This window comes from Acinetobacter sp. BEC1-S18-ESBL-01, assembly GCF_014169935.1.
Classification (GTDB): Bacteria; Pseudomonadota; Gammaproteobacteria; order Pseudomonadales; family Moraxellaceae; genus Acinetobacter; species Acinetobacter pittii.
Map to the genome: position 1 here is coordinate 2,245,010 of NZ_AP022302.1, position 12,586 is coordinate 2,257,595.

Annotated in this window: 15 protein-coding genes; 7 read left to right on the forward strand and 8 right to left on the reverse strand. The window is 37.0% G+C overall.

Annotated features, from left to right (window positions below; translation table 11 throughout):
* Positions 1-11: 11 nt before the first annotated feature.
* Positions 12-467, reverse strand: a complete 456-nt coding sequence (locus H7R46_RS10575) for an Lrp/AsnC family transcriptional regulator (RefSeq protein ID WP_000376211.1) — start codon at positions 465-467, stop codon at positions 12-14.
* A 156-nt stretch (positions 468-623) separates the two neighbouring features.
* Between H7R46_RS10575 and H7R46_RS10580 the strand changes: the two genes are divergently transcribed.
* Positions 624-1,235 carry a LysE family translocator gene (locus tag H7R46_RS10580; protein ID WP_000885232.1) on the forward strand — a complete coding sequence of 204 codons (612 nt, stop codon included), beginning with the start codon at positions 624-626 and terminating at the stop codon, positions 1,233-1,235.
* A 70-nt stretch (positions 1,236-1,305) separates the two neighbouring features.
* Here the strand turns inward: H7R46_RS10580 and H7R46_RS10585 are convergent, their stop codons facing one another.
* Positions 1,306-1,917, reverse strand: coding sequence for a LexA family protein (locus tag H7R46_RS10585; protein WP_005069871.1), 612 nt, complete (start codon positions 1,915-1,917; stop codon positions 1,306-1,308).
* 286 nt (positions 1,918-2,203) lie between these two features.
* On the opposite strand from H7R46_RS10585, the gene H7R46_RS10590 reads away from it, so the two are divergent.
* The gene (locus H7R46_RS10590) at positions 2,204-2,437 is read left to right on the forward strand and encodes a hypothetical protein (RefSeq protein WP_002114518.1); all 234 of its coding nucleotides are present in this window, start codon (positions 2,204-2,206) and stop codon (positions 2,435-2,437) included.
* Between the two features lie 63 nt (positions 2,438-2,500).
* On the opposite strand, the gene H7R46_RS19415 is transcribed toward H7R46_RS10590, so the two are convergent.
* The gene (locus H7R46_RS19415) at positions 2,501-3,799 is read right to left on the reverse strand and encodes a KGG domain-containing protein (RefSeq protein ID WP_005069874.1); all 1,299 of its coding nucleotides are present in this window, start codon (positions 3,797-3,799) and stop codon (positions 2,501-2,503) included.
* A gap of 474 nt (positions 3,800-4,273) precedes the next feature.
* On the opposite strand from H7R46_RS19415, the gene H7R46_RS10600 reads away from it, so the two are divergent.
* Together H7R46_RS10600 and H7R46_RS10605 are read left to right on the forward strand one after the other, a co-directional pair.
* Complete coding sequence (locus tag H7R46_RS10600) at positions 4,274-4,675, forward strand: DUF6367 family protein (RefSeq protein ID WP_002114331.1); 402 nt, start codon at positions 4,274-4,276, stop codon at positions 4,673-4,675.
* Positions 4,676-4,814: 139 nt separating this feature from the next.
* Positions 4,815-5,693: an SDR family oxidoreductase gene (locus H7R46_RS10605; protein ID WP_000432004.1), complete on the forward strand. Its 879-nt coding sequence runs from the start codon at positions 4,815-4,817 to the stop codon at positions 5,691-5,693.
* A 55-nt stretch (positions 5,694-5,748) separates the two neighbouring features.
* Here H7R46_RS10605 and katE read toward each other — a convergent pair whose 3' ends face one another.
* Both katE and H7R46_RS10615 read right to left on the reverse strand, forming a co-directional pair.
* Positions 5,749-7,893, reverse strand: a complete 2,145-nt coding sequence (gene katE, locus H7R46_RS10610) for a catalase HPII (protein ID WP_080631122.1) — start codon at positions 7,891-7,893, stop codon at positions 5,749-5,751.
* 41 nt (positions 7,894-7,934) lie between these two features.
* On the reverse strand, positions 7,935-9,347 hold the full coding sequence (locus H7R46_RS10615) for an iron-containing redox enzyme family protein (protein ID WP_005069880.1): 1,413 nt from the start codon (positions 9,345-9,347) through the stop codon (positions 7,935-7,937).
* 313 nt (positions 9,348-9,660) lie between these two features.
* Here H7R46_RS10615 and H7R46_RS10620 point away from each other — a divergent pair, with 313 nt between their 5' ends.
* From H7R46_RS10620 to surA1, 3 genes are all read left to right on the forward strand, one after another.
* Entirely contained in the window at positions 9,661-10,137 is a 477-nt protein-coding gene (locus H7R46_RS10620) for a CinA family protein (RefSeq protein ID WP_005069882.1), read from the forward strand.
* Between the two features lie 279 nt (positions 10,138-10,416).
* Complete coding sequence (locus H7R46_RS10625) at positions 10,417-10,641, forward strand: hypothetical protein (RefSeq protein ID WP_005069884.1); 225 nt, start codon at positions 10,417-10,419, stop codon at positions 10,639-10,641.
* A 115-nt stretch (positions 10,642-10,756) separates the two neighbouring features.
* The gene (gene surA1, locus H7R46_RS10630; RefSeq protein WP_002114287.1) at positions 10,757-11,074 is read left to right on the forward strand and encodes a surface antigen protein 1; all 318 of its coding nucleotides are present in this window, start codon (positions 10,757-10,759) and stop codon (positions 11,072-11,074) included.
* A gap of 84 nt (positions 11,075-11,158) precedes the next feature.
* Here surA1 and H7R46_RS10635 read toward each other — a convergent pair whose 3' ends face one another.
* The 3 genes from H7R46_RS10635 to H7R46_RS10645 all read right to left on the reverse strand — a co-directional run bounded on the left by H7R46_RS10635 (position 11,159) and on the right by H7R46_RS10645 (position 12,315).
* The gene (locus H7R46_RS10635) at positions 11,159-11,380 is read right to left on the reverse strand and encodes a hypothetical protein (protein WP_002114549.1); all 222 of its coding nucleotides are present in this window, start codon (positions 11,378-11,380) and stop codon (positions 11,159-11,161) included.
* A gap of 95 nt (positions 11,381-11,475) precedes the next feature.
* Positions 11,476-11,904, reverse strand: coding sequence for a hypothetical protein (locus tag H7R46_RS10640; protein ID WP_005069888.1), 429 nt, complete (start codon positions 11,902-11,904; stop codon positions 11,476-11,478).
* A 264-nt stretch (positions 11,905-12,168) separates the two neighbouring features.
* Positions 12,169-12,315: a hypothetical protein gene (locus H7R46_RS10645; protein ID WP_005069891.1), complete on the reverse strand. Its 147-nt coding sequence runs from the start codon at positions 12,313-12,315 to the stop codon at positions 12,169-12,171.
* Between the last annotated feature and the right edge of the window lie 271 nt (positions 12,316-12,586).

Here is a 12,586-nt window from a genome sequence, read left to right on the forward strand (position 1 = left end):
TCTGATGACTCTTAGCCAATCGGGAATAAACGTTCAGGCACTACATCTTTCATCACAATGGTTGAGATGAGTCGTTGTACACTTGGAATAGCAGATAATTTTTCATCGTATAAACGCTGGAAAGCAGGTAAATCTTTAGCCACCACATGTAGTAAATAATCTGGCTCACCAAACAAGCGTTGAGCCTGAATAATTTGCGGGATGTCTATTACAGCATTTTCAAATTTCTCGACTGCCTGTTTATCACCTTCTTTAAGCGTAATAAAAACAATCGCTGAAAATTCAAATCCCACTAAATTCGGGTCGAGCTCTGCCCGATAACCTTTGATGGCTCCAGACTCTTCTAAAGCCTTCACTCGTCTGTGACAAGGTGAAATGCTCAAACCGACTTTTTCTGCCAATTCAGTAATAGATAATCGGCCATTTAATTGCAATTCAGCAAGAATCTTTTTATCTGTGCGATCCATTTAGAAAAATTTACCCCAAATGAGTGTGATATGAGCAAACATTTAAAAGCACATTCTAAATACATGAGCATATTATTTTCAACAAGCTCGAATAAATAGGGATTTTTTCTAAACCACGAGTGAAACCTTTGGAAAATAGTTTGCCGAGATAAGCATATGGCTTTTAACATTTTTATTGCATTTTGGAGTGTCTCCATTCTTTTTATTATTACGCCAGGGGCAGACTGGGCCTATGCCATTTCGGCAGGGATTAAAGGCAAAGTCGTCGTACCCGCTGTCGCAGGCATGCTATTTGGGCACTTTATTACGATTTTATTGGTAGCAGCTGGTGTTGGTCTGCTTGTAGCAAATAATCCAACTGCTCTGATGATTCTTACTGTTGCGGGTTCTGCTTATTTGTTATGGATGGGAATAAACTTATTACTTACCCCTCCTACTCCGAACGAGTCTGGTTCTGAAAAAGCTCAGTCATGGTTGAGCTGGGCAACCAAAGGCGTTTATGTAAGTGGCTTAAACCCGAAAGTTTTTTTACTCTTTTTAGCCCTGCTTCCTCAGTTTATTGATACTACTGCTTCATGGTCAGTGACAACACAAATTCTTGCCTTTGGTGTTGTCCACATGATTAGCTGCGCAATTATTTACTTAATGGTGGGTTATGGTTCAGAGGCTATTTTGAAAACCAGACCACAAGCAGCACAGTTAGTCGGCCGTTTTTCAGGTGGTTTAATGGTCGTTATCGCAACGTGCTTATTGATTGGGCAAATTTAAAAGTCATTCAGCAAAAAGTTACTGGCCTCGATTTCAGGTCAGTAACTTAAATAATAAATATAAGAAAAAATTATCTCATTCGTTTGAGGTTATACGTCACGACTCCCCAAATAACCAGTTCTTGCCCCTCTTCAATATAAATATTCTGATAATCAGGGTTCTCTGCTTTCAGCCAAACTTTAGGTGGATGAAATTGACTATCAATCATTAAGCGCTTCACAGTGAAATCATTGTCGATAAGTGCAATCACAATATCACCCGATTTAGCGGGAATACTACGGTCCACAATAAGCGGATCATTAATATCAATTCCAGCATCTAACATGGATAAAGAGTTGGCTTTAACAATAAACGTGGCATTTTCATTTCTAATTAAATATTCATTTAAATCGAGTGCTTGCTCAATATCATCTTGCGCAGGTGAAGGAAAACCTGCCGCAACACGTTCAGTTGCCAAAGGAATGTGGTAAATTTTATCGTTATTCGGGTGGACCTGTTGGACATTAAGTTTTGAGTTAAAGTCGGTCAAGTTATTGGTTTTGACATTATTCAGTAACCAATTTTTGATAAAGTTAACTTGAGACTCAGGAACACGAATGACTTTGGTGGGTTCATTGAACTGTGCTTTACGTCCGGCATTTTCTCGTGCACCGCCATGCTCGAACTCTTTTTTCTTTGGCATATTGCCTCCATTCCACTGTTCAAATCCTACACAAACAATGTAACTTGAAAAAGTTACATTTTCAAGTTGACGAAATATTTTTTTTGCATAACAATAAATCTCATGATCAGATTTTAATCCATTTTGTTTTTAACAGGGATGTTTTAACCAAAATGGCAATTTGAAGAAAATCAAAACCTATTTCGAAATAGTCGTTATCGCTGACTGTTTTTTGATTTTTATCAAATGAGATTCTGAACACTTAACATTCTGGTTAAATTCAGTTTTTGGTATGGAGACATGCGAAATGAAAAATCAACGTGATGCGGTTTTAGGTTATGCAAATGAGCAACATGCTTACTATATCCGCCTAATTGAAAATGATGCGGTTTTAGGTGAAAGCTACGGATTATTTTGTGAAAATCCAGATAGCGAAGCAGCCGAAAGTATTATGACGACACTTTTTTTGAAAAAATCTTTTTGGTTAAACGGTTCTGAATACCTTGATATTGTAAAAGGCCTACAACCTCTCCCTCAGTAAATACAGTAAGTAAGCTAAAAAACAAAGGAGGCAAAAGCCTCCTTTGTTTTTAAAACATTCTGCTTAAGACGTAAAACGTCCGTAGGCATCACGTTTTTGATTACGAGAGTTTTGACCACGGCCATCATAATCATCATCGTCATCACGGCTGCGACCTCGACCTCGTCCACCTGAGCGGCCACGATCGTCATCATCATCGTCATCGCGGCTACGGCCACGGCCTCGTCCACCTGAACGGCCACGATCATCATCATCGTCATCACGGCTGCGACCTCGGCCTCGTCCGCCTGAACGGCCTCCGCGATCGTCATCATCATCGTCATCACGGCTGCGACCACGACCTCGTCCGCCTGAGCGGCCACCGCGATCATCATCGTCGTCGTCATCACGGCTACGGCCTCGACCACCTGAACGGCCACCGTGATCGTCCTCATAGTCGTCATCACGGCTGCGACCACGACCTCGTCCGCCTGAACGGCCTCCGCGATCGTCATCATCGTCATCATCACGGCTACGACCACGACCTCGTCCGCCTGAACGGCCTCCGCGATCATCATCATCGTCGTCATCACGACTGCGGCCACGACCTCGTTCGCCTGAGCGGCCACGATCGTCATCATCATCGTCATCACGGCTGCGACCTCGGCCTCGACCACCTGAGCGGCCTCCGCGATCATCATCGTCGTCATCATCACGGCTACGACCTCGGCCTCGACCACCTGAGCGGCCACCCCGATCGTCATCGTCATCATCATCACGGCTGCGACCACGGCCTCGTCCGCCTGAACGGCCACCACGATCATCGTCATCATCATCGTCATCGCGGCTGCGACCACGACCTCGTCCACCTGAACGGCCACCGCGATCGTCATCATCATCGTCATCACGGCTGCGGCCACGGCCTCGTCCACCTGAACGGCCACCGCGATCGTCATCATCATCGTCGTCATCACGGCTGCGGCCACGGCCTCGTCCGCTTGAACGACCACCGCGATCATCGTCATCATCGTCGTCGTAACGGCTTCGGCCTCGACCACCTGAGCGGCTACCGCGATCGTCATCATCGTCGTCATCATTACGACCGCGGCCACGACCATTACGGCCATCATTTTTATGGCTTAATGCACCCGCTTCACGCGCTTCTTCAGACGTAAATTCATGAGCGTTACCACTTGCATGGGCTGCTCGGCCAGCTTCACGAGCTTCTTCAGAGGTAAACTCATGTGCATTACCACTCGCGTGAGCAGCTCGCCCACCTTTGCTGGCTATTTCTCGTACTCTTTCAGGATCCATACTTGCAAATCCACGATTTGAAGTACCTGTTCTATTGTTATCATCATCTTCATATCTAGTATTAGCCATAGTTATATCTTCCTATATTTAATTATAGTCACTACCGCTTTTAGTTAACGGATTTAATAACAATAGAATATCTATAATATTTTCCCACCCAAGTGATGTATCAATCCTTTTAAATGTATATCAATCAAAAAATGAAATTTCTTATAAACATATTATTTTTAAAATATTTTAAAAATTTTAATTATTAATAATTTTACTCTTTAAATATTGGATATACTCATTATTACCTAAGGGCACACTACAATATATTTTTACAAACACAGTTAAAATATTTTAACTGATAACAAAAAATTTCAAAATGTACAAAACAGTAAACTAACACAACATCAGATCTATTGAGAAAATAACAAGCAAACAATTATTTTAATTAAAAAACAATAACATATATCATTACATTTTCAAAATTAATTTACTTGAGAGATTAATATGAATATTTAAAACTATTTTTAATAAGATGGTTTGAGTAACTTAACTATGCAATTAAAAAATCAACAGTCAGCTCTACAATATATCCATATTTCTATCCCTGAAATTTTACTAGGACATATTAAGTCCAAAAACTCATGGCAGGACTATGACAAAGAATGGAGCTATAGATTAGACCCACCTCATGCAAGTCATCCCTTCCAAAGAGACTTATATATTATTAAATCAAAAAATATAGAACATGAAGATATAAAACTGTTGCTAGATAATATAGCTATTAAAAATAATAAAAATTCAGAAAATATAGATGGAGCAAAAGAAATTATTAAAAAAATATTAGACTTATCTAATAATATACCGATAGAAAACTGGTTAGAGGATACAGGAAATAGGTCTATTATTGAAAGCATGATTGATAAAAACAAAATCAAGTTAATCGATATTATTTAGCCCTTAAATATAAAATATTTTTTTACATCCTTACAAATAAAATAACAAAGACAACTTATTAAAAAATTCATTTTACTCACATTTACGCGGTAACAGCTCACTATATGAAAATTAGATATTACAACCGAGGTATTTAAAAATGGAAAACTCAACAAACCAGTATCCAACATCTGCCCCCGCACAAGTTCAATCTCATCAACCAGGTGATCAGGAAAAAATGCATCCTGAACCTGAGATAATAAAAAGTACCCATAAAGGTAGCGATAAGCTAAAAGATAAAGTTGCCGTTATTAGTGGTGGCGATAGCGGTATAGGTCGTTCTGTCGCAGTATTGTTTGCTCGTGAGGGCGCTGATATTGCGATACTTTATCTCGAAGAAGATCAAGATGCCGAAATCACTAAACAACTCGTTGAAAGAGAAGGACAACATTGCCTTTTATTAAAAGGTGATATTTCTGACCCAGATGTTGCAAAACTCGATATTGATAAAGTTCTACAACATTACGGCAAAATTAATATTTTAGTGAACAACGCTGGTGTGCAATATCAACAAAAAGAAATTGAAAGTATTAGTAATGAGCAATTAGAAAAGACATTTAAAACTAATATTTTCCCAATGTTTTATCTTACTAAAGAAGCCATTCCTTATATGGAAGAAGGCGACAGTATTATTAATACAACCAGTATTACCAGCTATCAAGGCCATGATGAGCTCATTGATTATGCAAGTACTAAAGGCGCGATTACGACTTTTACACGTAGCTTATCGAACAATTTAATGAAGCAGAAAAAAGGAATTCGGGTAAATGGTGTTGCGCCAGGACCCATCTGGACACCCTTAATTCCAAGCAGTTTCGATGCAGAAACCGTTAAGGAGTTTGGTAAAGACACCCCAATGGGAAGAATGGGACAACCAAGTGAAGTTGCACCTGCTTATCTTTTCCTTGCCTCAGATGATGCAAGTTACATTACAGGTCAAGTCATTCATGTAAATGGTGGTCAAATCGTAAATGGTTAATCCGTAAGATATAAAAAAGCCCTGAAAATTAAAACTTTCAGGGCTTTTTTGTTTGTTAAGCCGGTATCTGAGCAGCTATTTGTTCTCGTGACCAAACACGATGAGCCATAATCAGGTTTTTGAAATTTTCAGCAATCGGCTGGAATTCATCTCCAACTAGAGTGCCTTCATCGGGAACTAAACCTAGCGGTTCAAGTAAATCAGATTTATTACCTAAAAACGCAATTGGTTTTAAATGCTTGTAAGCCTCTAATAGATAATGGCGCGCTACGCCATCTTGCAGCACGGCATTTAAGTTATCTCCATCAGGAATAATCACTGCATCATATGCAATTGACGGTTCAGCCATCTGCATGCCATCAGCCGTAATAATACTGTCTTGATGATCTTTTACAGGAGCTAAGCTTGGCGCTAATAAATGAAGAGTCACCCCTTCTTTAATTGCCCAGTTTTTCATCGCTTCTAATGAATCAGATTTCACTAAATTATGGATGAGTACTGCAACTTTTCGGCCTTGAATATCTTGGGGCGGGAAAGCCAAGAAAGATAATTTAGCCGATTTTTCAACTGCAGTTTTTTTATAATCTAGCGTCAAATCAGGCACTTCAATTCCTAAATTAGCGCCTACTTGTCGTGCTAAATCGAGATCAATATTTGCTAAAATTTGTTGAACTTGACGCTCACGGATGTGTTTTCGTTGCACTTTACTTAACTCAAAAGTATAGGCATCGACCACATGCTTTTGCTCATGAGGCGCAAGGCTCTTGTAGTAAAGGCGCGGTTGAGAAAAATGATCAGAAAAAGTTTCACTTCTTTGACGAAGTTTATGTCCGCTAATTTGTTCAGGATAGCTTTCAAAACCGCCGTTTGAAGCAGCAGGTGGGGTTTCGGCTGGCCAATCATTATCAATTGAGTTTGGTTGATATGAAGCCTGCCCTTTATGAATCGTATGCTGGTGAATACCATCACGTTGATTATTGTGGAATGGGCACACAGGTTTATTGATCGGAATTTGATGGAAGTTTGGTCCACCTAAACGGCTTAACTGTGTATCGGTATATGAAAATAGACGTGCTTGTAGAAGCGGGTCATTTGTAAAGTCAATTCCTGGCACAATATGTCCCGGACAGAAAGCCACCTGCTCTGTTTCTGCAAAGAAATTATCTACATTTCTATTTAAAACAAATCGGCCAATTGGTGTCACTGGAACCAACTCTTCAGGAATAATTTTTGTTGGGTCCAATAAGTCGAAGTCAAAGTTCATCTCGTCTTCTTCTTCAACAATTTGTACACCGAGCTCCCATTCAGGATAAACCCCATTTTCAATGGCTTCATAAAGATCGCGACGGTGGAAATCTGGATCTTTACCAGCAAGCTTTTGAGCTTCATCCCAAACTAGGGCACTTAAACCTTGTTTAGGGGTCCAGTGGAATTTCACAAAATGTGATTTTCCCTCAGCATTAATAAGACGGAATGTATGAACCCCAAACCCTTGGATTGAGCGTAAATTACGTGGAATTGCACGGTCTGACATAGCCCAAATCACCGCGTGTGCTGACTCAGGTACTAAAGACACAAAATCCCAAAAAGTATCGTGTGCAGTTGCTCCTGTTGGTATTTCTGTATCTGGCTCAGGTTTTACTGCATGAACAAAGTCTGGAAACTTAATTCCATCTTGCACAAAAAACACAGGCGCATTGTTGCCGACTAAATCAAAATTACCCTCTTGGGTATAAAATTTAATGGCAAAACCACGAATATCACGAACGGTGTCAGCAGAACCACGTGGTCCCTGCACTGTTGAGAAGCGTACAAAAATTGGAGTTTGAATGGTTGGGTCAGTCAAAAAACCAGCTTTTGTTAAGTGCTCATTTCCTTCATAAGCCTGAAAGTAACCATGAGCACCCACGCCACGTGCATGCACAATACGCTCAGGAATACGTTCATGGTCAAAATGAGTAATCTTTTCTCGTAAAATAAAATCTTCTAATAGTGTCGAACCGCGAATACCTGCTCTTAAACTATTCTGGTTATCAGCAATTTTAACCCCTTGATTTGTGGTTAAGGCTTCATTAGTTGCATCGTCTCTGACTGAGTCTAATTGTTCAGTTTTTTGGGTAGTATTGGCTTTATTTGCAGCGTCAGCACCAGCCATTTCACTTGTTTTATTTGTTGATTTAACATTATCAGTCATGTTCATTACCTATGTTTTAAAGTTAAACGTGGGGTGAATTAAAAACTTCAAGAGTTAGTTTTGTTAAAGGAACTTAAATAGGGAAAAAGGAGTTCGACATATTTACGTGTGCTCCAGAGACCAATGCTTTTATGGTGTGAATCTGGGGCCAAAAATGGAGTCAGCTTGCATATTTTTATGGCAAGATCGGGTGTCTGACGTATACGCTCTTGGAGTGCATCGAGTTCGCCATCAGAAATATAGCTAAACAGATAATCTTGAATACGCTGGCTATTCTTAAGTTCTCTACTGTAGGCCAAGTAGTTAGAAGAATGATCAGTACCAGCAATCCAGTCATGAATAATTTGACGTTCCACAGGGTTAAATACCCCAAACATTTTTCCATTTTCTTCATTAATCATCCGCCAGAACACGCTCTGCTCAGGGTCGGTATTAAATTTAATCCATTTGTGATCAATAAGATGTGTAACCAAACCTTTAACGTCTTCTGGGTTTGATAACCATTGGTTAATGGTTTTACATCCAAACTGTCTAGTTTCGTTATGAATAAGCTGCCCCACGAGCGCTTTTCTTTTTAAAATTTTAAGGACTAAATCTTCAAGATTTAAATTTTTAATAATTTTTGAAGAAGAAACACCATGATTATTAAGAGCAAAACCACGTTTTAATTTATTAAAGAAAGCTTCTTTATCTCTGTATTTATCGTAAATATTTTCTATAACTTTAATTGCTTTATCTGCATGTCCATTATCAATATTATCGATAGTAATGTGCAAATTAAAATATTTAGAATCAATACCCAGTTCTGCCAGCTCATAATTACTAATGAGTAAATGCAGTGGCAGTTGCTCATAACCTAAATTGAAGCCGACAATTTCGGGAATAAACTCAGGTGGAGCATAGCCAAGCGCCAGCTGAATCACGGCATTATGATAGTATTCATCCTCTAAAAGCAGATCAAAGCTATCGAGTCCTAGACTACGCAGCAAGTCTTCATAGATACAGACGTGATTTGCTTTCGGCTCACCGAGTCCAAGCTCTTCTAGATAGGTAATAATAAGGTCATGAAAAACCGGATCGTTCCAGTAGTGAACTGAACTATATAACCATGCACCATCTACCTTTTTAGTTGGAGAGACCTTAATTAAAAATTCAAATGCCTGACCGACATTCTGGAAGTATTCTCTCTCACCCCCACTTTGTCTACGATTTAAATAAGCCTGAAATAACTCACAATTTTGTTTATTGTCATTTACACACCATTCTTTAACCGTATTTATAGTTGCAGGAAAATCTATTTCATTTATTTTATCTATTTCTTTAACAAGGAAATCTCTTGCTTTCTTCTCTTTTTCAAAACTAGAAATATCAGGATCAAGGAAAAAAACGAATAATTCGTAATAGTTCTGTTGATTATCTTGTAATAGGTCTAATAATCTTTTTTTCACTACAACAGGCATTTCTATTCTCCTTTAGTGAGATATAAATTACCATACTTTAACCAAACTATAATCCCAGCCTATCTTTGTTATATTACGTTATTAAGAAATCTCATATATTTTTAAATCATTAAAATTCAATGACATAAAAAATAACACAAACTTACATTCTCAACTTTAGAATAATTTAACTATCTGTTTTTATAAAAATATATAAATAACAAACTAAATTTACATTTGTGTTACTTTTAAAATTATAAAGACTAAAAACTTAACAAAAAGAAATTAAAATTAATTTTATAAATAAATTAAAACAGTTTTAGGGAGAAAACAAATGTTTAACTCATGTTGCAAATTACTAGCACAAGAAAAAATTAAAATCGCTTTTTTTGAAAGTGCTTCGGCGGGTTATCTCGCTTATCGTTTTTCTGTAAGCCCCTATTCTGGTGACATTCTTATTGGAAGCTTAGTTAGCTACGACTTACGTGTAAAAGAAAATACACTTCACATTTCACCTGAACTCATTGAAAAATATACACCTGAGTCGATGCAAGTCACTGTAGAAATGATCAAAAAAGGTAAAGAACTTTTACATGCCGACCTTTATATTTCCTGTACAGGGTTATTAAAAAAAGGAGGCTCTGAAACTCAAGAAAAACCTGTAGGCACCTTTTTTTATTCTATTTATTATAAAGATAATTTTTATAATTTTAGACGTATATTTAAAGGACCTCCTAGCCTTAAACTTATACAATTACTCTATTACATTACACAAGATATTAAATGCATAATATCAGATAATAAAAAATAGAATTCTTTTATAAAAGATAACAAATACACATTTAGAAATGATCATAGTTTTTATTTAACCTCTATGTACCCAAATGTAATTTTAACTATATTCATATTAATTATGTTTAATCATTAAAATTACATTTTATAGAAATCAAGGTTTTATTTAATTTTTAAATTTACATTTAAATATAGGGTAACACCCCAACGCTACACATTAAAAATTTTCATGTTTTAATGAACCTATCTGAAGCTCTCAGATAAAACACACATCATAAATGATATGAGGTAATTAAAGATGAGCACTACTAATAATCAAAGCAATCAACGCAATAATCAGCAGCAACAACAGCAAAATGACAACCGTAACAACCAGCAGCAACAAGGCAACCAACAGCAAAACGATCAACAGCAACAAAACAATCAGCAACAACAGCAAAATGACAACCGCCGCCAACAACAAGGCTCTAATCAAAAAGATTCAGGCCAACAAAACTCAAATAACAATAATCAGCAACGCTAATCCGTTGTTGAATTAAATGTCATTTGATGCGGTCATTCATTTTATTTAGGAAGGTGCCCTCACCTTCCTAAATTTAACATAAGCATAAAATTAAATAAGAGAAGAGGAAAAACTGATGACAGATCAAAATACAGACCATGCTCAACTTGTAGCTGGCGACCATAATTATTCTGACTCTCGCTGGCGAGAAAGTTATCTTACTCGACCTTATTATCAAGAAGCTCAATTAACTACGCCAGATCTGGATTATGATCGTGATTTTTCTGCAGCTTATGAACTAGGTCATCGTGCCCGTTCAGAATCTAAAGAAGGCACTCAGTTTGAAGAGATGGAAGGTAGCTTGCAACAAAAATGGGAAGAGCTCAAAGCTGAATCCCGATTAAAATGGGAACATGCAAAACAAGCCATTAAAGATGCATGGGATGACATGTAACATCCTTAATTGGTCCAAAGCATATAGCTTATTTCCTATTGGCCCTGGGAAATAAGCTTTTTTATTATTTGAAATATTTATAAATTAGAAAAACGGCGGCATATTAAAATTATTACTAAGATATTGATTGGCTTGGTGCGGATCATCAAAAATTTCTTTTTTAAATTGTACATCTGGCGTTGTAGATAGTGTATGTGTTGGCTTGATCGTAACTTCTACTACATATCTGTTTTGTTCTTGCTTAGCTTTTACACCATAAATTTCAGAATCATTAATGCAAGTTCCATCAGTAAAATATACAAACATACCGCCACCTTATCTCTTAACTAAAGTTACTAGTTTTTCCCATTTATTTAACGCAAAAGCCTAACAATAGACTTGCGCCATACGTAAACAAAATATCAGTTTTGGTTTTTCTTAAAATATTCAATAATTTCTTCTCCGTTATTCACGGGAGTCTCTTTAGCAGGATATGTTTCTTCATAAGCATATGCAGGCAATGCAACTTTATCGCGAATTGGAGGTAACTTTTCTTGGCCACCTGTGGTAATACGCTCAATAAAACCTGCAAGCCATAACACAAATTCTTGTGTGTTTTTACTCTTCGGAATAATACTTAAATCTAATTTAATTTTAGATTCCTGAAGAGGCTTAATCAGCAATTCAGCGAAATCAATATAATTGTATAAAAGTTTAAGCTTTGTCCCCTTAATCTCATGTCTGAGCTCAATCATTAAATTGTTAAGATCTTCCATAGGGTCATCTGTAAACCCTTTTTTTTCTTTAACAATTTGATAGATTTTCTCAGCTATTTTTAAGTATTGGGGCATATCCTTACCTTTAAAAATTTGTCTTCACTAAAATGAATTTTGGATGACTATAAGTAATTTCTTGTGTTTATTTTATTAATTTTTTGAAACTATAATTTATTGGTGCAACAATTCAATAACAACAAATTGATCTAAAGACTATAACAGACTAATTTATTGATTAATTTTATATTTTATATAATTGCTTTTTTATTATGTTACATATTTTATAGAAAATAACGATAAGAAAACCCACATAAATGTGAGTTTTCTTAAGCGAAATAATTATGAGTTTTTTTCCATTTGTTGAGTAGTTGCTGGATCATTCGAGCCATGTGTTCCATCATCATCTGTTGAGTTTCGATCTTGGCATGCACTCATACCCATTGCGATTGCAACTACCATACTCACTGCACAAAAAATTCTTAACATTGAGGTCACCCTTATAAATCTTAAGATGTAGATTTATGAATAACATTATCTTATGTTGGCCTACCGCTGTGGTTCTCTTAAGTTTTGTAGGTTGTGCAAGCTTTTGTAAAAAGCTAAATAAAATAAATGTTAAAAAATTACTTTTCTTGCAATTGATATTTTAATTAAAATTTGGCAACAGCTATTTATTTGATTACGCCATATTCATAAAATCAAAATTCCCTACTCTTTTTTGACTTATGTTGAATCAAGTCAACAATTGCAAACACTA

Bases quoted from the DNA above. Each gene is read 5' to 3' on its own strand.
- H7R46_RS10590 (WP_002114518.1), top strand. From the start codon at position 2,204: ATGAAAAATCAACGTGATGCGGTTTTAGGTTATGCAAATGAGCAACAT.
- H7R46_RS10585 (WP_005069871.1), bottom strand. From the start codon at position 1,917: ATGCCAAAGAAAAAAGAGTTCGAGCATGGCGGTGCACGAGAAAATGCC.
- H7R46_RS10640 (WP_005069888.1), bottom strand. From the start codon at position 11,904: ATGCCCCAATACTTAAAAATAGCTGAGAAAATCTATCAAATTGTTAAA.
- H7R46_RS10580 (WP_000885232.1), top strand. From the start codon at position 624: ATGGCTTTTAACATTTTTATTGCATTTTGGAGTGTCTCCATTCTTTTT.
- H7R46_RS10620 (WP_005069882.1), top strand. From the start codon at position 9,661: ATGTTTAACTCATGTTGCAAATTACTAGCACAAGAAAAAATTAAAATC.
- H7R46_RS10615 (WP_005069880.1), bottom strand. From the start codon at position 9,347: ATGCCTGTTGTAGTGAAAAAAAGATTATTAGACCTATTACAAGATAAT.
- H7R46_RS10645 (WP_005069891.1), bottom strand. From the start codon at position 12,315: ATGTTAAGAATTTTTTGTGCAGTGAGTATGGTAGTTGCAATCGCAATG.
- H7R46_RS10625 (WP_005069884.1), top strand. From the start codon at position 10,417: ATGAGCACTACTAATAATCAAAGCAATCAACGCAATAATCAGCAGCAA.
- H7R46_RS10575 (WP_000376211.1), bottom strand. From the start codon at position 467: ATGGATCGCACAGATAAAAAGATTCTTGCTGAATTGCAATTAAATGGC.
- H7R46_RS10635 (WP_002114549.1), bottom strand. From the start codon at position 11,380: ATGTTTGTATATTTTACTGATGGAACTTGCATTAATGATTCTGAAATT.
- H7R46_RS19415 (WP_005069874.1), bottom strand. From the start codon at position 3,799: ATGGCTAATACTAGATATGAAGATGATGATAACAATAGAACAGGTACT.
- surA1 (WP_002114287.1), top strand. From the start codon at position 10,757: ATGACAGATCAAAATACAGACCATGCTCAACTTGTAGCTGGCGACCAT.
- H7R46_RS10600 (WP_002114331.1), top strand. From the start codon at position 4,274: ATGCAATTAAAAAATCAACAGTCAGCTCTACAATATATCCATATTTCT.
- H7R46_RS10605 (WP_000432004.1), top strand. From the start codon at position 4,815: ATGGAAAACTCAACAAACCAGTATCCAACATCTGCCCCCGCACAAGTT.
- katE (WP_080631122.1), bottom strand. From the start codon at position 7,893: ATGAACATGACTGATAATGTTAAATCAACAAATAAAACAAGTGAAATG.